This is a genomic window from Pseudomonas sp. v388 (genome assembly GCF_003935425.1).
Classification (GTDB): Bacteria; Pseudomonadota; Gammaproteobacteria; order Pseudomonadales; family Pseudomonadaceae; genus Aquipseudomonas.
This window is the reverse complement of the sequence record NZ_RHQN01000011.1, coordinates 61,518-85,337: the sequence shown is the minus strand read 5'-3', so window position 1 is coordinate 85,337 and position 23,820 is coordinate 61,518. Positions and strand designations below refer to the sequence as shown.

The following is a 23,820-nucleotide window of genomic DNA, read 5'->3' as shown; positions in this document are numbered from 1 at the left end:
GGCGATGCTTTTCAGGCGAGTCCGAAGGTTATCGGCGGGCCACTAATGAGCTTTAAGTTCTGCGCATGCATCGCGGTAATCACCCAGGTACGAAAACCTGTGTCCCTACATGGATCAGCACACCCACCAACCCACCCACCAGCGTTCCGTTGATCCGGATAAACTGCAAGTCCCTGCCCACGTGCGCCTCCAGTTGCTCCACCAACTCCTCCTCATTCCACTGTTCGATTCGTTCGCGGATGTAGTCACCGATCTGCGCTCGATAACGTTCGACCATAGGCCCGGCGAGGGCGAGGACTTGTTCGTTGATCCAGCTTTGCATGGCAGCGTCTTCGCTCAGGGCTTCGCCCAGCTTGAGCACGCCGGCGTTCAGCTGTTGCCGCAGGGTGGACTGGTCGCTGTGGATGTCGGCTTCGAACCAGTCGACCACGCTGTCGACCAGGCCGGTGAGGTAGCTGTGCAGTGCCGGATGCAGGATGAGCTGTGCGCGTAGTTGGCTGGCGCGCAGGCGAAAAGCCGGGTCATCCTTGAGCTTGGCGACAAGCGCGAGCAGTTGCTCGTCGAAGTGTTTGCGCAGTTCGTGCTCGGGGTCTTCATTGACTTCACTGATCACGGTGGAAATACGCTTGACCAGTTTGTCGGAAGTCCAGGTGCCGGCCACGCCGCTGAAGGATATTTCCTTGCCAAAAATGTTGAAGCGCAGGATGTCGAGTTCTGCGGCGATCAGGTCGGCGATGCGCTTTTGCGTGGCTTCGCTTTGCATCATGAGATCGATCTGATCAAGCACGCCTTCAAGCACCTCTTGCGCTCTGCCGTCGTCGGTCAGTACTTCAAGTAGCTGGCCGCTGATGCACGCCAGGTCGATTTGTTCCAGGCGTGCGAGGGCAGTGCTACGCACAAACTGGCTGACGCGCTCGTCGCGCAGAGCACCGACGCTGTGACCCGCCAGGCGCAGGGAGAGGTTGGAAAAGGCGGTGGCGTGGGCGGGATTCGAGAGCCACTCGGCAAGACGCTTGGCGGTGTCGAATTCGCCGACTTTGGCGAGTACCTGCTCGCGAGAGAGGAAGTGCGTGCAGATGAATTCGCCCAGGTTGGCACCGATGCGCGCCTTGTTGCGCGGGATGATTGCGGTGTGCGGGATAGGCAACCCGAGTGGACGTCGGAACAGGGCTGTGACCGCGAACCAGTCGGCAATGGCGCCAACCATCGCTGCTTCCGAAAACGCCTTGAGGTAGCCGGCGAATACCGGTTGCGCATGGGCAAGTTCAAGCGCCGTCACGTAGAGAGCAGCCGCCATCAACAACAACCCGGAGGCAACTGCTTTCATCCGGGCTAGCGGCGTGTGGAGTTTGAACATTAACGAGTCCTTGGTGGGGTTGGCGTAACTGCAAAAAATCTCCAGGGCTAGCCGCCTATGGATCCAAATCCTGAATGAGTGGTAGCTTAAAGCCATCCGCGGCAAGATGTGTCGCATTCGGTGTGCGAAATCCACAAAATTCGCCTTATCACTGCTTTCTCTCACCAGCCTCAAGGAACATCCTGGAATGGATTACCAGACGCTCAAAACCCGCCATCGTATCGAACGCGATGCTCATCACCCGAATTTAGCTTTACGTGTGCACCGGGCTCTGAGCTGGTTGAACCGTGCCGAGCAGGCTGAGGATGTGGACGGGCGTTTTATTTTTTTATGGATTGCCTTTAATGCGGCCTATGCCACGGATATTGATGAGCAGTATCGGTTGTCCGAGCAGGAGTCATTCAAGGGCTTTTTGCAAAAACTCTGCACGCTGGATACCGGGAACCTGATCGAAAAGCTTGTTTGGTCGGAGTTCGCCGGGAGTATCCGTGCGCTGTTGGATAACCCATATGTGTTCCAGAGCTTCTGGGACTTCCAGAACGGCAAGATCACTGAGGTGGAGTGGGAGGAGCGTCTGCGGAGCGGCAAGCGCAGTGCACAGTCGGCGCTGGCCAACCGTGATACGGCGAAGGTGTTGGGGGTGATGTTTAACCGCATTTACACCCTACGCAATCAGTTGATTCATGGTGGTGCGACTTGGGAGGGCAGCGTTAACCGGGCGCAATTGCGCGATTGTGCGAACTTGCTCGGCAAACTGGTGCCGCTGGTGATCCTGTTGATGCTCGATAACCCACACACGCTCTGGGGCGATGCCTGTTACCCGGTGGTCAAGACCTAGTACTTCTTTTTTTGAACATTTTTCTCACTGGAACATGTTCCGCGCCTAGATATCTACCCATGTCTTGCGCCGTATCACGGTTTAAATTGGGCCCCGCTTGCGTGAGCGGCCACTGGGTTGTCTCCCGCCATTCGTACCGTCAGCATGAGAGGCCTGTGCTTCCAGATGCCCAAATAAGTCAGCCCGTTGCTCCATCATCTTGGCGGGATCTGCCAGATACTACGCGTGGTTATAAAAGCGCCTGACGGCATAGAGCTCTGCGTGGGGTAGCCGTCGCACTGTCTACGTTAACTGTATATAATTCAATGGGTTATGATTATTGTTGGGCTTTATTACCGCTCTGGCAGCGCGCTTGCGGCATTTTTCCGTCATTGAGTTGCGCTGCCTTTGTTCGAGGTTCTAACGCATCGATACTACTTTCATGCCTCTTGTTCCCTGAACGGCTGCGACTGACAAGCTGCCAGTGGCGGCTTGCTGGATGTGTTCACTCCACCAGATCATCATGGGGCGTCTGCGTTCAATGTAGTCCGCCCGGTTGTAGGCGCTGCGAACCTCGTCCTTATCCACATGAGCAAGCGCGACCTCGATCAGCTCGGGGTCCCATCCCTGTTCGTTCAGGATGGTGCTGGCGATGGAGCGCATGCCGTGGCTCACCAATCGCCCTTCAAAGCCCATACGTTTTAGGGCCATGTTTGCTGTCTGGCTGTTGCAATGATCCCGTGGGTCTCTATCTGCCGGGAACACATACTCTCTGTGGCCGCTGTAAGGTTTGATCGTCTCCAGTAGAGCCAGTGCGTGTTCGGTGAGTGGTATGACGTGAGCGCGTCGCTTCTTCATACGCTCCGCTGGGATCGTCCAGGTTTTCTTGTCTAGATCGATGTCAGCCCAGGAGGTCGTGGCGGCTTCCGCAGGACGAGTCATGGTATGGAGCTGCCATTCGATCAGGCAGCGTGTTGTTCTTTTTATGCTCGCATTGGCGATGGCGACCATTAGCTCTGGCAGCTCTTCGGGGCGGAGGGCAGCCATGTTTTGCTTTTTCGGCTTTTTGAAAACAGCCCGGATGCCGCTGAGCGGATTGGCAAAGATCATTCCCGAGTTCACACCGTAGGTCATAATCTCGTTGAGCCGTTGGGTCAATCGCTTCACTGTCTCCAGGCTGCCTTTGGTTTCAAGAGGGCGCAGCAGTTCGATGACCATCGGGGCATTGATCTGCGAGATAGGTGTTGTTCCTAGTGTTGGAAAAACATGCAGTATGAGCGAGCGCCAGATGTCCTCGGCATAAGCCTGAGTGACGGAATCTTTTTTCAGTTCAAACCAAGCGGACGCCACGTTCTCGAACGTGTGCTCAGTTGCCTGCCTTTTTGTCTGCTCCAGCGCGCTACGATGTTCTTTCGGGTCGATGCCCTGCGCGAGAAGCTCTCTGGCTTCGACCGTTTTCTTCCTGGCTTGCGCAAGCGAAAGTTCTGGGTAGGTGCCGAGACCCATGTTGATACGGTTCTTGGTAACCGGCTGCCGATAATTGAAGTTCCATAGTGTAGAGCCATTGATTCTCACTCGCAGCTGTAGACCATCCCCATCACTGAGGACGTAGTCCTTGTCTTTCGGTTTTACAGCTTTGAGCTGGCGATCAGAGAGGCGGGTGGCTTGAGCGCACATGAGGTATTCCATGACATCATTCGGTATTCCAAAAATTACCACTGAAGGGCTTGGAATACCATGTGGAATACCAGGTGATGTGGATTCTATCGGACGTCCGTAGACTCCAATTGACGCTAAAGCCTTGTATTTACTAGATTTAGGCACAAAAAAAGACGTCCGTGGACGTCTTTAGATGTAAATGTGGTGGAGCCGGGGGGATTTGAACCCCCGTCCGCCAGTACTCCGCTGTCGGTACTACATGCTTAGCCGTGTCTATTAAGTTAACCCTCAGCGACCCGACGGGCAGGGTGCTTTGGGCGAGTTGTGTAAGTTTTAGTCGCGTCGGCCACAACGTCCTAAGCGACGATCCTGTTCTATATGACAATCATTTCGGGTTTACAGGCATCCCCTGATGATTGCTGGAGCCGAAGCTACCAGAAGGAAGGCTAGCGCCGCTTACGCAGCGAGAGCGTATTCCCCGTAGGTTTCGTCATTGGCAACTATAGAAAGTTGCAACAGTGGATTTACGAGTTCTGTTACCAACTCGGCATGCACCTAAAGTTTCATCACCGGCGTCGAATCCTAATCGGCCCCGAGACCGCTTTCGCAGTCGCTGGGCGGAGTGTACGCGTTTTGCTGCGGCGCGTCGACCCGTCCAGTCAATCGACAAGGCCAGCCCCGTGGCTGGCCTGGGCAATCGGGTTACTTGCCGGCGCCTTCGCTGCCCGAACCGATGTTCTTCAGGTCAGTAATGGCCTTGGTGGTCAGTTCCACGCAGGTTTTCTCGTCGCCTTTGGCTTTGGCGGCCATGGCGTCTTTTTCGGTCTTGGCCAGGGTTTCCTTGACCTCAGGGCTCAGGTTGGCGTTGGTCGAAACCTGCGCATCCTTGATGGTCTGCAGGTTGCTGCCACACAAATCGTCAGCGGCGAATACCGGGGAAGCCAACAGTGCGGCACTCAGAAACAGTCCAGAGAGGGCGGTACGCTTCATGTGTATCTCCTTATAGCCTGTGGACTCGGTATGGCCGGTCTATGAGGCCGGTGCCCGAGATGGTGATGAGCCCCGTTTTTCTACCAGGGCCTAACGAAATGGACTGTGTGCCACCGCAGGGGTTCTATTTTATTTTCAGGCTCATGTGAAAAAGCCACTTGGCGGCCATCTTGACCCAAAAAGGGGCAATATCTGCAGTTACTGCGTGGATTGAACCAATTTAGCCTGGGTCACGCGATCCACCAGATACACCAGCCCGTGGTAGTCGATGCCACCATGATCCGACAGGCCGATTTCGCACGTCCGGCTCGTGGAAATGCCTTCATGACAATGCTGCACGGCATCCTTCAGGCTGCGCAGGGCATGGGCATTGAGTTCCGGCGTGGTGAAGCCCTTGTCGCCGGCGAATCCACAACAATGAATGCCTTCCGGCACCACGACCTTCACGCTGCACAGGCGGGCCAATTCGATGAGCGCCTGGCTTTCCCCAAGATGTTGGGTGCTGCAGGTGACATGTACGGCAATCGGCTCTTGCTGCGCAGTGAACGCCAGTTTGTCCAGCAGGTGCGTGCGGATGAAGCGCACGGGGTCGTAGAGGTCCAGGCGCGGGTCCTTCAGATCCTGAACCAGTCGCAGCGTGCAAGGGCTGGTGTCGCAATAGATCGGGTCAAGGCCGCCGCGACTGGCTTCGATCAATGCGGCCAACAGCTCCTGGCGCTTGGCATCGGCTTGCGCGTTGTAGCCTTTCGAGGCGAAGGGCTGGCCGCAGCACAGCGCGTCCATACGTTCCGGAAACACCACCTGGTAGCCGGCCTTTTCCAGCAGGCCTCGGGTCTTGTCCAGCAGCGAGGTCTGTTCTCGATCACTGACGGCAGGCCCCATGGCCCGGGATGCGCAGGCGGCCAGGTACACCACGCGAGGGCGGGAATCGTCGAGCGGTGCGCAGACGCGAATGGCAGTTTCGGGTTGCGGCATGGCGGGGGTCCACAATGGCACTCGATTGCCGGTGGCTTTGCGAAGTCCTGCGGAAAACTTCGCCAGGCGAGGCGCGCCCAGCAGCATGCGCGCGCCATTGGCCGCATGCAGGGTGAAGCGAGCGCCTTGCAGGGCGGTGCGAAAGTGCCGGGCCAGCCAGTCGGCGGTTTTGTGATGTGTGGCCTGTTGGCTGCGTAACTTCTTCACCAGTTCGCCGGTGTTGATGTTCACCGGGCAGCGTTGGGCGCACAGTCCGGTCGCGGCGCAGGTGTCGAGGCCGTGGTATTGGTAGTCTCGCTCCAATTGGGCGGTATCGGCACCGCGACGTTTGCGAGCCTGGATGTCGCGCCAGATCACGATGCGTTGCCTTGGACTCAAGGTCAGCCCTTTGGACGGGCAGACCGGCTCGCAGAAACCGCATTCGATGCACTTGTCGACGATCTCGTCGGCGGCAGGCAACGGTTTCAGATGCTTGAGGTGAATCTGCGGATCGTCGCTCAGCACCACGTCCGGGTTGAGGATGCCGTGTGGGTCGAGCAGGCGTTTGAGTTGCCACATCAGTTGGTAGGCGTCCGCGCCCCATTCCTTCTCGACGAAGGGCGCCATGTTACGGCCGGTGCCATGCTCGGCCTTGAGCGATCCGCCGAACTCCACTGCCACCAGCTCGGCCACGTCGTCCATGAATGCCTGGTAGCGGGCGACTTCTTCGGGGTTGTTGAAGCCTTGGGTGAAAACGAAGTGCAGATTGCCTTCCAGCGCATGGCCGAACAGGATCGCTTCGTCGTAGTGGTGTTTGTCGAACAGTGCGATCAGCCGGCGCACTCCGGCGGCCAACTGTTCCACCGGGAAGGTGACGTCTTCGATGATGACCGTGGTGCCGGTCTGGCGAACGGCGCCCACCGCCGGAAAGGTGTCTTTGCGAATCGCCCAGAGCCGTGCGTTCTCCAGCGCGTCCTCGGTGAAGTCGACCTGTTTTTCCACCGGGAATGAGGCGAGCGAATCCATGATCTGCGCCAGTTGCTCATGCAGCAGCGATGGGCTGGCGGCGCGGGCTTCGATCAACAGCGCGCAGGCATTTTCGGACAGTTCTTTCACGAACGCCGGCATGCCGGGCTTGTCCTGCACCGAACGCATGCTGCGTCGGTCGAGCAATTCGACGGCGGCCACCGGCTGGCTTTTCAGAACGCTCACGGCGGTGCAGCAGGTCTCGACATCCGGGAAGACGATCAGCGCCGAAGCCTTGTTCGGGTGGTCCGGCACGGTGTTGTAGGTCACCGCGCTGATGAAACCAAGCGTGCCTTCGGAACCGACCAGCAAATGGCTGAGGATCTCCAGCGGGTCATCGAAATCCACCAGGGCATTGAGCGACAAGCCGGTGGTGTTTTTCAGGCGATATTTGTGGCGGATTCTGGCAGCCAGTTCGCGGTTGGCGCGCGTGTCGCGGCCCAGGCGCTCAAGCTCGTCGAGCAGTGCGGCGTGGCTGCTGCGAAAAGCCGCCACGCTGGCGGCGTCCTCGGTATCCAGACGCGTACCGTCGGCCAGCACCAGACGCATGCCGGCCAAGGTGTGATAGGTATTCTGTGCCGTACCGCAGCACATGCCGCTGGCATTGTTGGCGACGATGCCGCCGATCTTGCAGGCGTTGATGGACGCCGGGTCCGGGCCGATCTTGCGCCCGAACGGTGCCAGCCAAGTGTTGGCCTGGGCGCCGATGACACCGGGTTGCAAGCGGATCTGCGCACCTTGATCGCGGACTTCCCGGCCATTCCAGTTATCACCCAGCACCAGCAGCACCGAATCGCTGATTGCCTGGCCGGACAGGCTGGTGCCCGCCGCGCGGAAGGTGACCGGCACCTTTTCCTGCTGGGCAAGCTTGAGCAGGCTGACCACTTCGTCTTCCGATTCAACGCGGATCACCAGCTTGGGGATCAGCCGATAAAAACTGGCGTCGGTGCCGAACGCCAGGGTCGACAGCGGATCGTCGAAGCGGCGGTTCTTCGGAATCAGCCGCTGGGCTTCTTGCCAGAATGTCGCGGGCAAACTCATGCGTCCTCCACGATCAGCACGACCAGGTCTTTCGGCCCATGTGCGCCATAGGCCAGCACCTGCTCGATGTCGGCGGTCTTCGACGGCCCGGAAATCAGCAGCGCATTGGTGGGCATGTCGCTCGCCCAGTTCTGGGCGATCTGCACTTCATACAGGTTGTCGTGGATCTCGCTGGCCTTGAGCAGGGCGAAATGCACCGGCGGCACCAGGCTCATCAGGCGTGGTTCTTCACGGGTCGGCCAGACGATCAGGCTGCCGGTGGCGGCAATCGCGCCGCGGGTGGCGGTGAAGCTGGCCGGTGTGTCGTCGAACAGCTCGGTTTTCCAGTCTTCAACGGGCCGTTCGTAACTTTTCAGTGGCGGCAAGTCGGCGTGCAGCGACCAATGCTCGCTGACGCGTCGGCCATGGGGCGTGGCCGGTGCGATCAGCAGGCTGGGCAGCTGACGATCCCGCACCAGTTCGCCCAGGCGACGCGGCCAGTCCTGCTCGCTGCACAAATGGATTTCGGTGTGCACCGCTTCCATCAAGGTGCGTAGCCGGGTGATGCGGTCTGCGGCTTGGTAACGCCACGGCTCGGTCACCAGCGCCTGATCGAAGTTGTCGGCAATCGGCGTAGTCCCGGTAAGGCTGGTGCGCAGTTTGGCGAGGATATTGGCTTTGGCGCTCATCGCTGGTCTCCAGACGGCTTGGCCAGATGTTCGCGGGCCATTTCGTGCAGTGAGCGGGCGGCGGGTCTGGGGGCGCTGTGGTTCTGCGTCCAGGGGCCGACGTTGCCCGGCGTCAGGTTGCGCAAGCGCGTCGCCATCAGGCTGAAGGCGCGGTACAGCGCAGGCGAGGTGTTGAGCCTGGACCAGGCATTCCAGATCAGCCGTTCCTTGCGTGAATACTTGGCGCCCTGGTCGCGCATCACCCGATTCGGCGCGTCCGGTGCCTTGACGTTTTCTTCGCGCAGACGGCGCAGCAGCGCCGGGATCGGAATCTTCACCGGGCAGACTTCCCCGCAGGCGCCGCACAGGGACGAAGCGCTCGGGTGATCGGGAACCTTCGACAGCCCGGCCATGTGGGGCGTGATGATTTTGCCGATGGGGCCGGGATAAACCTCGCCATAGGTGTGGCCGCCGACGCGGGTATAGACCGGGCAATGGTTCATACAGGCGCCGCAGCGAATGCAGTTCAGGGTCTGGCGCAGCTCGCTGTCGGCGAAGGCCTGGCTGCGGCCGTTGTCCAGCAACACCAGATGCACTTCTTCAGGGCCATCCAGCTCGTGAGGTTTGCGCGGGCCGGAGATCATGTTCACGTAAGTGGTGATCGGGATGCCCAGCGCCGAGCGGGTCAGCAGCGACAGCAGCGGCACGGTGTCGCGCAGGTTCTCGACCACTTTCTCGATGCCGGTCACCGCGATATGCACCGGCGCCACCGTGGTGACCATGCGCCCGTTGCCTTCGTTTTCCACCAGCAGCAGGGTGCCGGTTTCGGCGATGGCGAAGTTGACGCCGGAGACGCCGATATCTGCCTCGAAAAACTTCTGGCGCAGCACGCGGCGGCCGATCTGGATCAACTGGTCGACGTCGGTGGTGTATTCCACGCCCAGTTTGTTGTGGAACAGCTCGCCGACCTGGCCCGCGTTCTTGTGAATGGCAGGCATGATGATGTGCGACGGCTTTTCGTGATCCATCTGCACGATGTATTCGCCCATGTCCGCTTCCAGGCTCTCGATGCCATGCCGCTCCAGGAAGTCGTTCATCTCCATTTCTTCGCTGACCATCGACTTGCCCTTGATCACCTGCCTGGCCTGGCGCGCTTCGGCGATGGAGAGAACGATGGCGTTGGCTTCTTCGACGGTTTCGGCCCAGTGGACCTGTACGCCGTTACGGGTCAGATTGCGTTCGAGTTGCTCCAGCAGATCGGGCAGTTTGGACAGGGCGCGGGCGCGGATCGCGTTGCCCAGCGAGCGCAGGTCTTCGCGTTCTTCCGGGTCGCTGAACGCAATGGCGCGTTTGGTCATCAGCGAGTCCATGGCGCGGCGGAAATTGCCACGCAGTTGCGCATCGCCCAGCGCCTGGTGAGCACGGGCGCGGAAGTCCGGGGATTCGATCTCGATGGTCGGGATTCGGGTTTGCATGTTCATCGCTGACCTCCGGTGCGTTGCCACAGGAAACTCGCCAGGTGCTGGCCGCGCAGGGCTTCCCGTTGTTTTTCCAGTGCGCCGTTGATGTTCATCAGGCAGCCGCAGTCGGCGGTGAGGATCTGATCGGCGCCGGTTTCCTTCAGGGAGCGGGTTTTGTCGGCGACCATCGCGCCGGAAATGTCCGGCATGCGCACGCTGAATGTCCCACCGAACCCACAGCATTCGCTTTCATGGTCGTGGTCGATACGCTCCACATTGCCCAGTTGCGCGAGCAGTTCCCGGGCGTGCAAATGGGTGTTCATTTCCCGTCGTGCCGAGCAGGAGGTGTGCAGGGCGATACGCGTCGGTTGGCCGCGATCGTCCAGCTGGGTTTTGCACACCAGCAGCAGGAATTCGGTGAGTTCATAGGTGCGCTCGGCCAGCTTGCGCACTTTTTCCAGCATCTGGGGCTCGTCCTTGAACAGGTCCGGATAATGCTCGCGAAACATGCCGGCGCAGGAGCCTGAAGGCACCACAACCGGATAGTCCTCGTTGAACAGTGCCAGTTGCGCACGGGCCACGTCGCGAGCCTGATCGGTATAGCCGGAGGTATAGGCCGGTTGCCCGCAGCAGCTTTGCCCTTGCGGGTAGTGGACCTGGATGCCTTCGCGTTCGAGCAGGTGAATGGCGTCCATGCCCGCTTCGGGGAAGAACAGGTCCACCACACAGGTGCCGAACAGATAGACCTGTCGCGGTTTCTCGGCAGGATACCGGCGGGGGGCGCGACGCGGCGGGGCGACGCGGGTGGCGTTGGGAACGGCGTTGTAGAAAAGCTCACTCATCAGGTCATTCTCCGGGTTGGCCCGGTTATCCGCCTGGTTGCCGGCGGTGTGAATGGCTGACGCCGGCCGGTGGCTCCGGCGTCAGGGTAAAGCCTCATCGGTGGATCAATGCACCAGCATGCCGGTGAACCAGTACGCCTGGGCGTAGGTCATGCAGCCGATGATGGTGGCGAAGAAAATGCTGTGTTTGAGGGTGAAGCGGAACAGGTCCGATTCCTTGCCGACCAGACCCGTCGCGGCGCACGCCACGGCAATGGATTGAGGCGAGATCATCTTGCCGGTCACGCCGCCGCTGGAGTTGGCCGCCACCATCAGGATGTCGCTGACACCGAGCTGATTCGCCGTGGTGGCTTGCAATGAACCGAACAGGGCGTTGGATGACGTGTCGGAACCGGTCAGGAACACCCCCAGCCAACCCAGAAATGGCGAGAAGAACGGGAAGGCCGCGCCTGTACCCGCCAGCACCAGCGCCAGGGTGGAAGACATGCCTGAGTAGTTCATGACGAAGGCGAAGGCCAGCACCATGCCGATGGACATGATTGCCCAGCGCAGTTCGATCAGTGTTTCCTTGAAGGTGGTCAGGCCTGTCTTCGGCGTAATGCGCAGCACCAGCATCGCCAGGATTGCGGAAAACAGGATCGCGGTGCCGGTCGCGGCAATCAAATCGAATTTGTACACCGCGGGCATCGCCGTGACCTTGGCCACCACCGGCGCGCCCTTCATCACCAGTTGGTCCAGGTACGGCACCGGAATGTTGAAGGTCCAGGCCTGCATGAAACCGCCGGGCAGGAACATGGCTTTGAAGGGTTTGAGCGTCCAGAGCGTGACCATGGCGGTGAGGATCAGAAACGGTGACCACGCCTTGATGATCTGCCCGAGGCTGTAGGGCGATTTGGTCATGCTGCGCGGCTGCTGCTTGAAACCACCCGGCCCGCCGATGATCGCTGCCGAACCACCGCTGACAACCACCGTGTCCGAGGCGCGCTGCGGTTGCCATACCCTGAGCAGCAGCGTCAGCGAAACGATGCTGACCAGCGCCGAGGTGATGTCGGGCAGTTCCGGGCCGATGAAGTTGGAAGTCAGGAACTGGGTGATCGCAAAGGTGGTGCCGGCAACCAGCGCTGCGGGCCAGGTTTCCTTGACGCCGCGTACCCCGTCCATCATGAACATCAGCCAGAACGGCACGAAAATCGACAGGAACGGCAACTGCCGGCCGGCCATCGCACCGATCTTGAACGCGTCCAGCCCTGACACCTGACCGGCGACGATCACCGGAATCCCCAGCGCGCCGAAGGCCACCGGCGCGGTATTGGCGATCAGGCACAGGCCGGCCGCATACAGCGGGTTGAGTCCCAGGCCTACCAGCAATGCGGCGGTAATCGCCACCGGGGCGCCGAATCCGGCTGCACCTTCAAGAAATGCCCCGAAGCAGAAACCGATCAGCAGCACCTGAATGCGCTGGTCATCGGTGATGGACATGATCGAGCTGCGGATGATCTCGAACTGGCCGCTCTTGACCGTCAGTTTGTAGAGAAACACCGCCGCGACGATGATCCACGCGATGGGCCACAGGCCGTAGGCAAAGCCGTACACGGCCGAGGCCAGCGCCATGTCGCCCGGCATGCCGAACGCGAAGATCGCCACTAGCACCGACAGCGCCAGCGTGATACTGCCCGCCACGTGACCCTTGAGCCTGAACACTGCCAGCGCCAGGAAAAAGAAGATAATGGGAATGAGCGCAGCGGCGGCGGAAAGCCATAGGCTGCCTAGAGGTGTGTAGAGCTGTTGCCATGTCTGCATGTTAAGTGGCCCCTAATTGTTGTTGGTTAGGCCCGGTGTTCTGTGTAAGCGCGGCGTCGACTGGACATGCCGTGTAGCGGGTGTCATGTCGATACTGACGACGAAATCGCACAGCTCACCAGCTCAAGCCGCTCTTGTGGAGCGGTCTCGCAGCGTGATGGAGACAGCCACCAAACGCTGGCATTGGATAATTGGTAATACCAATTTACAATGTCTGCTGGCTAGGTTAGAGGCCCTGCAGTTGGTGTGTCAATTTGTCATGTCTCGACTTTCGTCGGGCATGCAGCTGGCCGCACGCTGTCAGAGGTGTTCAAGGCGGCAGCCGACGACCGGGTTTTACCTGCGGGACCGGCCGAAATACGCGGCCTGGCGGCAGGTTACGGATGTGGAGTGTGATTGATGGGTTTTGATCAGGTGCGTCAGCGCCGTTTGTCTGACGATATTGTCGAGCGGCTCGAACAAATGATTCTTGAGGGCACGCTCAAGTCCGGCGGGCGTTTGCCCGCGGAGCGGGCCTTGGCGGAACAGTTCGGCGTGTCGCGGCCGTCGTTGCGCGAGGCCATCCAGAAGCTGACCGCCAAGGGGCTGTTGATCAGTCGTCAGGGCGGTGGCAATTATGTGGCGCAAACCATTGGCTCGACGTTCAGCGATCCGCTGTTGCATCTGCTGGACAGCAACCCGGATTCACAGCACGACCTGCTGGAGTTTCGTCATACGCTGGAAGCCTCCTGCGCCTATTACGCGGCGGTACGAGCGACGGACATGGATCGCCAGCGCCTGCAGGTGGCATTCCAGGCATTGCAGGACTGTTACGACCGGGCAGGGGAAGTGAGCCGTGCGGAAGAGGGCGCAGCAGATGCGAATTTTCACCTGGCGATTGCCGAGGCCAGTCACAACGCCGTGCTGCTGCACACGATTCGCGGGTTGTTCGACCTGCTCAAGCGCAATATGGTGATCAACATCGGCGGCATGTACAAACAGCGCAGCGAAACCCGCGACATGCTGATTCAGCAACACCGTGATTTGTATCTGGCGATTGTCGAGGGGCGAGGCGAAGACGCGCGGGAGATTTCCAACCGCCATATCACCTACGTCCAGGAAGTGCTCGAAGAAGTGCGTCAGCAGGTACAGCGCACGGCCAGGGCGGAACGGCGCAGCAAGATGTAGCCGATGATGATCGGTCGTAGCGGACTTGTCTGCGAAGGGGCGTGCACATGTTCAACATGTGCAGAGAATGCACATACGCCTTCGCCAGCAAGCTGGCTGCTACAAAGTCTGCCGCAGTTCTTGCAGGAGCCAGCTCGCTGGCGAAGGCGGTGCCCGAGAAACCGGACTCAGTCGTCCTTGCCTTTGGTACGCACGGCACGCTGCAGCTCACGGTCCGAATCGCGTTCGCGTTCGGTGTGGCGCTTGTCGTACTCCTTCTTACCCTTGCCCAGAGCAATTTCGCACTTGATCAAGTGCTGCTTCCAGTACAGGGAAAGGGCGACGCAGGCGTAGCCTTTCTGCTGAACCGACGTGATGAGCTTTTCAAGCTCGCGCTGGTTCAGCAGCAGTTTGCGGGTGCGTGTCGGGTCAGCGATGACGTGTGTGCTGGCCGTCTTGAGCGGCGTGATATGGCTGCCCATCAGCCACGCCTCGCCATCCTTGAGCAGCACATAACTGTCAACCAGCTGCACCTTGTTGGCACGCAGGCTTTTTACTTCCCAGCCAGACAGGACCAGACCGGCCTCGAACTTGTGTTCGATGAAGTAATCGTGACGCGCTTTCTTGTTCTGCGCGATGGTCCCTGTGGGGTGTTTCTTGAGCTTAGCCATAGGGGGCGCATTATAGGGAGTTGCATCAATGTCGGCTACGGGAAAGCGTGCGCTTGAGCGCGATGATTGAATCCCGGACAATGCGCGCTCTTTTTTGGGTGGGCGTTTATACGATGTCGACGGACAAGGTCTCGGTCCACGGTGGCTGGGCAAGCCGCTGGGTATTTATTCTCGCTGCAACCGGCTCTGCTGTCGGGCTGGGAAGTATCTGGAAATTTCCCTACATGGTCGGGGTGTATGGCGGTGGCGCATTCGTGCTGGTTTTCCTGGCCTGCATCGCCCTGATCGGCATTCCGGTGATGATGGCCGAAACCCTGATCGGCCGCCGCTCACGGCTCAGCCCGGCCAATGCGCTCAAGGAACTGGCGGTCGAGGCCGGGCATTCGCCGCGTTGGTCATGGGGCGCCTTCGCGGGGATGATCACCGCGCTGCTGATCCTTTCTTTTTATAGCGTGGTGGGCGGCTGGTCGCTGGACTACATCATCGACATGGGGCGCGGCGACTTCCAGGGCGTGTCGGCGGATCAGGTCGGTGCCTACTTCGGTAACGTGATCGGCAATCCGTGGCGCCTTACGCTCTGGCACACCATCTTCATGCTGCTGTCGGCCGTGGTCATCGCCAAGGGCGTGGAGGCCGGCCTCGAACGCAGTCTGCGGATCATGATGCCGCTGTTGTTCCTGCTGATGCTGATCCTGTTGGGCTACAGCCTGACCACCGGGCATTTCATGGAAGGCGTGCATTTCATGTTCGACTTCAACCCGGACAAAGTGCTCGACGGCCTGCTGCCCGCCATGGGCCACGCGTTCTTCTCGCTGAGCGTCGGGGTCGGCTCGATCATGATCTACGGCGCCTACATGACCAAAGGCTCGTCGATCAGCACCACGGTGGTGGGTATCGCGTTGCTCGATACCTTCGTTTCCCTGCTGGCCGGTCTTGCCTTGTTTCCGATTGTTTTTGCCGCGGGCCTCAACCCGAGCGAAGGGCCGGGCCTGATGTTCGTCACCCTGCCGTTCGCGTTCGGTAACGTAGCGTTCGGGCAGTTGATGGGCGTAGTGTTCTTCGTGCTGGTCGCGGTGGCTGCCTGGAGTTCGGCCATTTCCCTGCTTGAACCGATGGTGGCGTACCTGGTCGAGCGCACCGGAATCCGCCGCGCCTGGGTGACCTTCTGGCTGGCCTTCACCTGCTGGTTCGTTGGGCTGGGTACCGTGTTCTCCTTCAATATCTGGCAAAAAGCCAAGTTTTTCGTGAACGATGAAGCCGGATTCCACCTCTACCAGTGGGGCGCAACTCATGGCCTGGACTTCTTTGGAGTCATCGATTTCTTCACCTCGCGGATCATGCTGCCGCTGGGTGGACTGTGTTTTGTGGTATTCGCCGGTTGGGTGATGGGGCGTGAAGCGGTGCGAGACGAGTTATCCATTCGCAGCCCGCTGCTCTTCAATCTGACGTTCTTTTTGATGCGCTATGTAGCGCCGTTCGGCATTCTTGTGGTGTTTGCCGCTCAGCTTTGGAAATGACGCTCAAATGACTACGCATATTCAACGCTCGGCTCTTTTGCCGTACCCGGCTCGGTTCCTGTACGACCTGGTCAATGATGTAACCCGTTACCCGGAATTCCTGCCGTGGTGCTCCTCGGCCACCGTACTTGAGGTCAGCGACACGCATATGCGAGCCGGCCTGGAGATAGCCAAGGGTGGTCTGAGTCAGAAATTCGTGACCAGCAATACGCTGGTGCCTGGCGAGTCCATCATCATGGATCTTGTCGAGGGGCCTTTCGAACAACTTCATGGCGTGTGGACCTTCAAGCCTCTGGGCGAGAAAGCCTGCAAGATCAGCCTGGATTTGTCCTTCGATTACGCAGGCCCGATCGTCCGCGCGACCCTGGGACCTTTGTTCAACCAGGCTGCCAACACGCTGGTCGATGCGTTCTGCCAGCGGGCGAAAGAACTGCATGCCTGAGCTGACCATTGCGGTCGAGGTCGTCTATGCGGCGGTCGACCGTCAGGTTCTGCTCGCGCTGGACGTACCCGTCGGCTGCTCGGTGCGTCAGGCGTTGCTGATGTGCGGTATGGAACGGGAATTCCCTGAACTGGACTTGAGCCAGTGCCCTGTCGGAATCTTCGGCAAGGTGGTGAGCGATCCGGCTTCGCGGGTGCTTGAGGAGGGCGATCGGGTCGAGATCTATCGCCCGCTGCTGGCTGACCCGATGGAAGTGAGGCGCTTGCGTGCCGCGAAGGCGCGGTTGAACCGGCAGGCTTGAGTTTCTGGACCGGCTGCAAAGTCGAGATAACAAAAAGCCCGGCGAGCCGGGCTTTTTTGTTGAACGCGATCCTTACTGCGGATCGGTGTCCAGCGGTTCCTGAGTAGGCACCGGCGTGGTCTCGACGCTGTCGACATCCTTCTGAATGCGCTCCAGCAGAGAGCCTGGCTTGGCCGGCTCTTCTTTCGGCTGCTGAGGCTCGGCAGGAGTGGTCGTATCGCTAGGGTTGCCCAGAATCGCTTCATCACGACTCACGCCCGGCATGAAGTCGCCTGACAGGCTCACCAGCTGGTCGCTCTCGTTGAAGATGAGGCTGACTCGCTCCTGCTGGCGTTCACCACCACCCGGCTGGAGGCTGTACAGGTAGTCCCAGCGATCAGTGTGGAAAGTATCGGTGAGCAACGGGTTGCCCATGATAAACCGTACTTGCCGCCGGGTCATTCCGGGGCGCAACTGGTCTATCATGTCCTGTGTCACGACATTTCCCTGCTGGATGTCGATTTTGTAAACCCCGGGGAATGAACAACCGGCGAGTGCGAGCAGTCCCACGAAGGTGAAACTGGTTAGCAAGAGCTTGGTGTTTTGCATCGGTGGGCGACTTCCACTATCTTGGCTGGGACAACGTAAACCCCGATCATACCTGCATTAAGAGAAGCTGCGAAGCAGCGTCTGCGAGAAAGCTGACCATGGTTGAAAATAGCGAACTACGTAAAGCAGGACTAAAAGTGACCCTACCACGGGTCAAGATTCTTCAAATGCTCGATTCTGCCGAGCAGCGCCACATGAGTGCCGAGGATGTCTACAAGGCGCTGATGGAGGCTAGCGAAGATGTCGGCCTGGCCACGGTCTACCGTGTTCTGACTCAGTTTGAAGCCGCTGGACTGGTGGTTCGCCACAATTTCGACGGTGGCCATGCTGTGTTCGAACTGGCTGATGGTGGTCATCACGATCACATGGTCAACGTTGAATCCGGCGACGTGATCGAGTTTTTCGATGAAGAAATCGAAAAACTGCAAAAGGCTATCGTCGAAAGACACGGCTTTGACCTGGTGGATCACAATCTGGTGCTCTACGTCCGCAACAAAAAGGCGTGAGCAAGCGACAAAGGCGACCCCAGGGTCGCCTTTGTGCATTCAGGGGAATCAGTTTTTTGCGGTGATGACCATCTTCTTGGCGTGCGCCAGGGATTCCTTGGTCAGGTCGATGCCGCCCAGCATGCGGGCCACTTCCTCGATGCGCTCTGTCTTGCCAAGCTTGGAGACGGCAGTGCGGGTCGCGTCGCTGCCTCTTACCTTGTGCACGAACAGGTGCTGATGGCCCTGCGCCGCAACCTGCGGCAAGTGAGTCACTGTCATCACCTGCCCACGCTCGCCAAGCCGGCGCAGTAGCTGGCCGACGATTTCCGCCGTCGGGCCGCCGATCCCGACGTCCACTTCATCGAATACGAGCGTTGGAACCCGTGATGTCTGCGCGGTGATGACCTGAATCGCCAGGCTGATGCGAGACAGCTCGCCGCCCGATGCCACTTTTGCCAACGGCTTTATAGGCTGGCCCGGGTTTGCACTCACCAGCAGCTCGACCTGTTCAAGTCCGTGGGGAAGCAGATCGTTGCTGGCATTGGGTTTGAGCTCGATAACGAAGCGGCCGCCTGGCATGCCGAGGCGATGAATCTCCTGCTCGACGGCGCTCGCGAGCTGAAGCGCAGAGGTCCGGCGCAGATCGCTCAGCTCCCTGGCTTTTTCCTGGTAATGCCGGGCAAAAGCCTGAACCTCATGCTCCAGGCGCTCGATGGATTCATCGTTGGCGTTGAGGGTTTCGATTTCGTCGAGGATCTTCTGCTGCAGCGTAGCCACTTCGTTCGGCTGGATTCGGTGCTTGCGAGCCAGGGTGTAGATGGTATCCAGCCGTTCTTCGAGCTGTTGCAGCCTTGCCGGGTCCGCATCGAAATGGTCGAGGAACCGGTTGAGTTCACCGACGGCTTCTTCCACCTGGATCTGGGCGCTGGAGAGCAGGTCCGTCGCCTCGCTTAAAGCGGATGGGGAATTGTTCACGCTGCCGAGGCGATGCAGGCTGGCGGTCAATGCGTTGAGCACGTTGCCGGAATCACTCTCACTGCATTGCTCGACAACCTGCCTGCAAATGGCCAGCAAACTCTCGGCGTTGGTCAGGTTCTTGTGTTCCTGCTCCAGGGTTTCCAGCTCGTTTTCACCCAGGCTCAGGCTTTCCAGCTCTTCGAGCTGATAGCTGAGCAGTTGGTGTCGGGCGCGCTGTTCGTCGCCGGAATTGGACAGTCGCTCAAGCTCCTGGCGGGTCTGGCGCCAGCGCTGTGCCGCCAGGTGGACCTGCCGCGCCAGATCGGTCGCGCCGGCGTATTCGTCGAGCAGGCGGCGATGGGTGTCGGTCTTGAGCAGCGACTGATGTTCATGCTGGCTGTGGATGTCGATCAGCAGTTCACCCAGGGACTTCAAGTCTCCCTGAGGGCAGGGGGTGCCGTTGATGTAGGCGCGGGAGCGGCCCTCGGCGGTGATCACGCGGCGCAGGATGCACGGGCCGTCGTTGTCCAGGTCACGCTCTTTGAGCCAGGTTTGCGCTTCGGGAATATCCGCCAGATCGAAGGTTGCCAGGATATCGGCCTTGTCGGCACCGGGCCTGACGACACCGCTGTCGGCGCGGTCGCCCAGGGTCAGGCCAAGCGCGTCGAGCATGATCGATTTGCCGGCGCCGGTCTCACCGGTGATCACGCTCATGCCGCGATCCAGTTCCAGATCAAGGTGTTCGACGATGGCGTAGTTGTGTACGGAAAGGTGCACCAGCATTGAGCGGCTCCCGAGCGATTTGTCTGGTTATTTATACAGTGTTTTATTTGCTTCTGACAATGCCTTGCCTTAGCTCGATTTGATTGGATGACCAACTTTTTTAGTTCCTGCCGCTTTGCATTGAAGCAGCCTGCGGTGTCCCCGCCATGAAGCAATTTGTAAGGCAATGCGCATATCGACACCTCAGGCCCTTGAAGCGGGGAAATCCGAACCCATATAGGGGGCAGAAGCGCGAGTTGGGTTCGCGGACGTTTTAAGAGGAGAGGATTGATGGCTGACGAACAGAATCTGGATGCGCAGACCCAGGACCAGGCTGCCGAAGCGGCAACCGGCGAAGATCTGGTTACCCGCGTGCAAGTGCTCGAAGAGCAGCTAGCCGCCGCCCAGGACCAGTCTCTGCGTGTTGCTGCGGATCTGCAGAACGTCCGCCGCCGTGCAGAACAGGATGTGGAAAAGGCGCACAAGTTTGCGCTGGAGAAATTCGCCGGTGACCTGCTGCCGATCATCGACAGCCTGGAGCGCGGCCTGGATCTTTCCAACCCGGACGACGAAAGCATTCGCCCGATGCGTGAAGGCATCGAGCTGACGCTGAAAATGTTTCAGGACACGCTCAAGCGTTACCAGCTTGAAGCCATCGACCCGCACGGTCAGCCGTTCAGTGCCGAACAGCACCAGGCAATGGCCATGCAGGAAAGCAAGGATGTCGAGCCCAACACGGTGCTCAAAGTGTTCCAGAAGGGCTACCAGCTCAATGGTCGTCTGCTGCGCCCGGCCATGGTCGTGGTCAGCAAGGCACCGTCGCCTGCAACGCCGTCAATTGACGAGCAGGCTTGAAATCAGCTGGAAGGCCCCCATTTAAAGGCCAAGCGTTTAAGAGCTACCGCAACCTGTAAACGCAGTTGCGGCAACCAAATCAGAAAAGTTTCGGGAGAGTCAAGATGGGCAGAATTATCGGTATCGACCTGGGGACTACCAACTCCTGCGTCTCCATTCTGGAAAACGGCAACGTCAAGGTTATCGAGAACGCCGAAGGCACTCGTACCACGCCTTCGATCATTGCCTACGCCAACGACGGTGAAATCCTGGTCGGCCAATCCGCCAAGCGTCAGGCTGTGACCAACCCGCACAACACCCTGTACGCAGTAAAGCGTCTGATCGGTCGTCGCTTCGACGAAGAAGTCGTGCAGAAAGACATCCAGATGGTCCCTTACAAGATCGTCAAGGCCGACAACGGCGACGCGTGGGTTGAAGTCAACGGCCAGAAAATGGCCCCGCCACAGATTTCCGCCGAAATCCTGAAGAAAATGAAGAAGACCGCCGAAGACTACCTCGGTGAGTCGGTTACCGAAGCGGTCATCACCGTTCCGGCCTACTTCAACGACAGCCAGCGTCAGGCAACCAAGGACGCCGGTCGTATCGCCGGTCTGGACGTCAAGCGCATCATCAACGAGCCGACCGCCGCTGCGCTGGCTTACGGGATGGACAAGGCCAAGGGCGACCATACCGTCATCGTTTATGACCTGGGTGGCGGTACTTTCGACGTTTCGGTTATCGAAATCGCCGAAGTCGACGGCGAGCACCAGTTCGAAGTACTGGCAACCAACGGCGACACGTTCCTGGGTGGTGAAGACTTCGACATCCGTCTGATCGACTACCTGGTTGACGAGTTCAAGAAAGAAAGCGGCATGAACCTCAAGGGTGACCCACTGGCGATGCAGCGTCTGAAAGAAGCTGCCGAGAAGGCCAAGATCGAGCTGTCTTCCAGCATGCAGACTGACGTGAATCTGCCGTACATCACTGCAGACGCCACCGGTCCTAAGCATTTGAACGTGAAAATCTCGCGTTCCAAGCTGGAGTCGCTGGTTGAAGACCTGGTTCAGCGCACCATCGAGCCTTGCCGTCTGGCACTCAAGGACGCCGGCATCGACATCGGCGCCATCAACGACGTGATCCTGGTCGGTGGCCAGACTCGTATGCCGCTGGTTCAGAAGCTGGTAACCGAGTTCTTCGGCAAAGAAGCCCGCAAGGACGTCAACCCGGACGAAGCGGTTGCAATGGGTGCTGCCATCCAGGGCGCTGTCCTGGCCGGAGACGTGAAAGACGTTCTGCTGCTGGACGTCAGCCCGCTGACCCTGGGTATCGAAACCATGGGCGGCGTGATGACCGCACTGATCGAGAAAAACACCACGATTCCTACCAAGAAATCCCAGGTGTTCTCGACTGCCGATGACAACCAGAGCGCTGTGACCATTCACGTTCTGCAGGGTGAGCGTAAGCAAGCCGCTCAGAACAAGTCGCTGGGCAAGTTCGACCTGGCCGAGATTCCACCGGCTCCACGTGGCGTTCCGCAGATCGAAGTGACCTTCGACATCGACGCCAACGGCATCCTGCACGTAGGTGCCAAGGACAAGGCCACCGGCAAGCAGCAGTCCATCGTGATTAAGGCCAACTCTGGTCTGTCCGAGGACGAAATCCAGCAGATGGTCCGCGATGCCGAAGTCAACGCGGAAGAAGATCGCAAGTTCGAAGAGCTGGCCACTGCCCGTAACCAGGGTGATGCGCTGGTCCACTCGACTCGCAAGATGATCGCTGATGCGGGCGACAAGGTGACTGCCGAGGAGAAAGCTGCTGTCGAAGCCGCCGTGGTCGCTCTGGAAGCAGCTGTCAAAGGTGACGACAAGGCCGCTATCGAAGCCAAGGTCGAGGAGCTGTCCAAGGTTTCCGCGCCGATCGCTCAGAAGATGTATGCCGAGCAGGCCGAAAACCCTGAAGCAGCTGCCAAGCCTGCGGAAGAAGCGACCAAGGCTGACGACGTTGTCGACGCCGAGTTCGAAGAAGTGAAAGACCACAAGTAAGCGCAGGCTCACTTGCAAGCCGGTTGACCTCTTTCGAGCGGTGGCTGGTAGGATGTCGCCGCGCGGGAGCTTGCTCCCGCGTTGGCGTGTCTGGAACACGCAAAAATTCCGGCGTGCGGGTTTCGGCCCGCAGGCCCTGTGGCAAGGTTGTCATGCTCCTGCGTGGCGGCTCGTTCTGCCGCTTTCTCGGTCAGGCAACTGGCCCTTGAATAAAGTCCAGGATCGTTGAAATGACGTGAGTTGGGTCCGGGCCTGTATGGGGCTCAACGAGTTCGGCAAGGCACAGGAGCGTTTTGCCGGAGATCCTCAAGAGTGCGGAAGAATTATGGCAAAGCGTGACTATTACGAAGTGTTGGGGGTGGAGCGCGGCTCCAGCGAGGCGGAACTGAAAAAGGCTTACCGTCGTCTGGCGATGAAGCATCACCCTGACCGCAACCCCGATGACAAGGCTTCGGAAGAGCTGTTCAAGGAGGCCAACGAGGCCTACGAAGTTCTGTCCGATGCCAGCAAGCGCGCAGCCTACGACCAGTACGGCCATGCCGGTGTCGACCCGAGCATGGGTGGCGGCGGTTTTGGTGGTGGTGGCGCTGGCGGCGCGAACTTCTCCGATATTTTCGGCGACGTCTTCAGTGACTTCTTCGGCGGTGGCCGTGGCGGTGCCGGTGGCGGCCGTGGCGGCGCGCAGCGCGGCAGCGACCTGCGTTACACCCTGGAGCTGAATCTGGAAGAAGCGGTTCGCGGTACGACCGTGAATATCCGCGTTCCGACGCTGGTCAACTGCAAGCCTTGCGACGGCAGTGGCGCCAAGAAAGGCTCGTCCCCCGTGACGTGCCCGACGTGCGGCGGCATCGGCCAGGTGCGCATGCAACAAGGTTTCTTCGCGGTCCAGCAGACCTGCCCGCGCTGCCATGGTCATGGCAAGATTATCTCCGACCCGTGCGACTCGTGCCACGGCGAAGGTCGCGTCGAAGAATACAAGACGCTGTCGGTCAAGGTGCCGCCAGGCGTCGATACCGGTGATCGCATTCGTCTGTCCGGTGAGGGCGAGGCGGGTGCGCAGGGCGGTCCGACCGGCGACCTGTACGTGGTGATCAATGTGCGCGAGCACGCGATCTTCCAGCGCGATGGCAAGCATCTGTTCTGCGAAGTGCCGATCAGCTTCACCGATGCGGCCCTCGGGGGCGAGCTTGAAGTACCGACCCTCGACGGCCGGGTCAAGCTGAAGATTCCGGAAGGTACCCAGACCGGCAAGCAGTTCCGCTTGCGTGGCAAGGGTGTGGCGCCGGTGCGTGGCGGGGGTCCTGGCGACCTGATGTGTCGTGTGGCGGTGGAAACTCCGGTCAACCTCGGCAAGCGTCAGCGTGAGCTGCTCGAAGAATTCCGCACCTCGCTTGAAGGTGACGAGTCCCACTCTCCGAAGGCCAGTGGCTGGTTCGAGGGTGTGAAGCGTTTCTTCGGCGATTTGTAAGAGCTATCACA

The 23,820-nt window shown here is 59.5% G+C and carries 20 protein-coding genes and 1 other RNA gene; 9 read left to right on the top strand and 12 right to left on the bottom strand.

Translation table 11 applies throughout. The annotated features are described in order from the left end of the window. Positions 1-79 precede the first annotated feature (79 nt). Complete coding sequence (locus EGJ27_RS22865; RefSeq protein WP_057975477.1) at positions 80-1,357, bottom strand: DUF445 domain-containing protein; 1,278 nt, start codon at positions 1,355-1,357, stop codon at positions 80-82. A gap of 187 nt (positions 1,358-1,544) precedes the next feature. Between EGJ27_RS22865 and EGJ27_RS22860 the strand changes: the two genes are divergently transcribed. Further along, the gene (locus EGJ27_RS22860; protein ID WP_017528813.1) at positions 1,545-2,195 is read left to right on the top strand and encodes a HEPN domain-containing protein; all 651 of its coding nucleotides are present in this window, start codon (positions 1,545-1,547) and stop codon (positions 2,193-2,195) included. Positions 2,196-2,594: 399 nt separating this feature from the next. Here EGJ27_RS22860 and EGJ27_RS22855 read toward each other — a convergent pair whose 3' ends face one another. The 8 genes from EGJ27_RS22855 to EGJ27_RS22820 all read right to left on the bottom strand — a co-directional run bounded on the left by EGJ27_RS22855 (position 2,595) and on the right by EGJ27_RS22820 (position 12,593). Continuing rightward, positions 2,595-3,851: an integrase domain-containing protein gene (locus tag EGJ27_RS22855; RefSeq protein ID WP_125833121.1), complete on the bottom strand. Its 1,257-nt coding sequence runs from the start codon at positions 3,849-3,851 to the stop codon at positions 2,595-2,597. A gap of 184 nt (positions 3,852-4,035) precedes the next feature. After that, positions 4,036-4,427: a transfer-messenger RNA gene (ssrA, locus tag EGJ27_RS22850) on the bottom strand. 108 nt (positions 4,428-4,535) lie between these two features. After that, positions 4,536-4,823, bottom strand: coding sequence for a hypothetical protein (locus EGJ27_RS22845; protein ID WP_125833028.1), 288 nt, complete (start codon positions 4,821-4,823; stop codon positions 4,536-4,538). A 198-nt stretch (positions 4,824-5,021) separates the two neighbouring features. Beyond that, complete coding sequence (locus EGJ27_RS22840; RefSeq protein ID WP_125833027.1) at positions 5,022-7,844, bottom strand: FAD-binding and (Fe-S)-binding domain-containing protein; 2,823 nt, start codon at positions 7,842-7,844, stop codon at positions 5,022-5,024. Beyond that, a complete protein-coding gene (locus EGJ27_RS22835; RefSeq protein ID WP_125833026.1) occupies positions 7,841-8,512 on the bottom strand; it encodes a lactate utilization protein in 672 nt (223 codons plus the stop codon). The genes EGJ27_RS22840 and EGJ27_RS22835 overlap by 4 nt, the downstream gene beginning before the upstream one ends. Then, positions 8,509-9,972, bottom strand: a complete 1,464-nt coding sequence (locus EGJ27_RS22830) for a LutB/LldF family L-lactate oxidation iron-sulfur protein (protein ID WP_125833025.1) — start codon at positions 9,970-9,972, stop codon at positions 8,509-8,511. Before EGJ27_RS22830 ends, EGJ27_RS22835 begins: the two co-directional genes overlap by 4 nt. Further along, complete coding sequence (locus EGJ27_RS22825) at positions 9,969-10,793, bottom strand: (Fe-S)-binding protein (protein WP_125833024.1); 825 nt, start codon at positions 10,791-10,793, stop codon at positions 9,969-9,971. The genes EGJ27_RS22830 and EGJ27_RS22825 overlap by 4 nt, the downstream gene beginning before the upstream one ends. A 105-nt stretch (positions 10,794-10,898) precedes the next feature. Continuing rightward, positions 10,899-12,593 (bottom strand): lactate permease LctP family transporter, encoded by a 1,695-nt coding sequence (locus tag EGJ27_RS22820; protein WP_125833023.1) that lies wholly within the window; start codon positions 12,591-12,593, stop codon positions 10,899-10,901. A 399-nt stretch (positions 12,594-12,992) separates the two neighbouring features. Here EGJ27_RS22820 and EGJ27_RS22815 point away from each other — a divergent pair, with 399 nt between their 5' ends. Then, a complete protein-coding gene (locus EGJ27_RS22815; protein ID WP_125833022.1) occupies positions 12,993-13,760 on the top strand; it encodes a GntR family transcriptional regulator in 768 nt (255 codons plus the stop codon). Between the two features lie 167 nt (positions 13,761-13,927). Here EGJ27_RS22815 and smpB read toward each other — a convergent pair whose 3' ends face one another. After that, positions 13,928-14,410, bottom strand: coding sequence for an SsrA-binding protein SmpB (smpB, locus tag EGJ27_RS22810; protein WP_125833021.1), 483 nt, complete (start codon positions 14,408-14,410; stop codon positions 13,928-13,930). Positions 14,411-14,523: 113 nt separating this feature from the next. Here smpB and EGJ27_RS22805 point away from each other — a divergent pair, with 113 nt between their 5' ends. Genes EGJ27_RS22805 through EGJ27_RS22795 form a run of 3 tightly spaced genes read left to right on the top strand, consistent with a single transcriptional unit; the run spans position 14,524 to position 16,670 of the window. Next, positions 14,524-15,927 carry a sodium-dependent transporter gene (locus EGJ27_RS22805; RefSeq protein ID WP_125833020.1) on the top strand — a complete coding sequence of 468 codons (1,404 nt, stop codon included), beginning with the start codon at positions 14,524-14,526 and terminating at the stop codon, positions 15,925-15,927. A gap of 7 nt (positions 15,928-15,934) precedes the next feature. After that, positions 15,935-16,369: a type II toxin-antitoxin system RatA family toxin gene (locus tag EGJ27_RS22800; RefSeq protein ID WP_125833019.1), complete on the top strand. Its 435-nt coding sequence runs from the start codon at positions 15,935-15,937 to the stop codon at positions 16,367-16,369. Further along, positions 16,362-16,670, top strand: a complete 309-nt coding sequence (locus tag EGJ27_RS22795) for an RnfH family protein (protein WP_125833018.1) — start codon at positions 16,362-16,364, stop codon at positions 16,668-16,670. The genes EGJ27_RS22800 and EGJ27_RS22795 overlap by 8 nt, the downstream gene beginning before the upstream one ends. Positions 16,671-16,742: 72 nt before the next feature. Here EGJ27_RS22795 and EGJ27_RS22790 read toward each other — a convergent pair whose 3' ends face one another. After that, positions 16,743-17,258, bottom strand: coding sequence for an outer membrane protein assembly factor BamE (locus EGJ27_RS22790; RefSeq protein ID WP_125833017.1), 516 nt, complete (start codon positions 17,256-17,258; stop codon positions 16,743-16,745). Positions 17,259-17,356: 98 nt separating this feature from the next. On the opposite strand from EGJ27_RS22790, the gene fur reads away from it, so the two are divergent. Continuing rightward, positions 17,357-17,764, top strand: a complete 408-nt coding sequence (gene fur / locus EGJ27_RS22785; protein ID WP_122386923.1) for a ferric iron uptake transcriptional regulator — start codon at positions 17,357-17,359, stop codon at positions 17,762-17,764. A gap of 48 nt (positions 17,765-17,812) precedes the next feature. On the opposite strand, the gene recN is transcribed toward fur, so the two are convergent. After that, positions 17,813-19,486 (bottom strand): DNA repair protein RecN, encoded by a 1,674-nt coding sequence (recN, locus tag EGJ27_RS22780; protein ID WP_125833016.1) that lies wholly within the window; start codon positions 19,484-19,486, stop codon positions 17,813-17,815. A gap of 270 nt (positions 19,487-19,756) precedes the next feature. Here recN and grpE point away from each other — a divergent pair, with 270 nt between their 5' ends. From grpE to dnaJ, 3 genes are all read left to right on the top strand, one after another. Continuing rightward, positions 19,757-20,320 carry a nucleotide exchange factor GrpE gene (gene grpE, locus EGJ27_RS22775; RefSeq protein WP_125833015.1) on the top strand — a complete coding sequence of 188 codons (564 nt, stop codon included), beginning with the start codon at positions 19,757-19,759 and terminating at the stop codon, positions 20,318-20,320. A gap of 104 nt (positions 20,321-20,424) precedes the next feature. Beyond that, positions 20,425-22,341 carry a molecular chaperone DnaK gene (gene dnaK, locus EGJ27_RS22770; protein ID WP_125833014.1) on the top strand — a complete coding sequence of 639 codons (1,917 nt, stop codon included), beginning with the start codon at positions 20,425-20,427 and terminating at the stop codon, positions 22,339-22,341. Positions 22,342-22,666: 325 nt separating this feature from the next. Beyond that, positions 22,667-23,809: a molecular chaperone DnaJ gene (gene dnaJ / locus EGJ27_RS22765; protein ID WP_125833013.1), complete on the top strand. Its 1,143-nt coding sequence runs from the start codon at positions 22,667-22,669 to the stop codon at positions 23,807-23,809. The last annotated feature ends 11 nt before the right edge of the window (positions 23,810-23,820 follow it).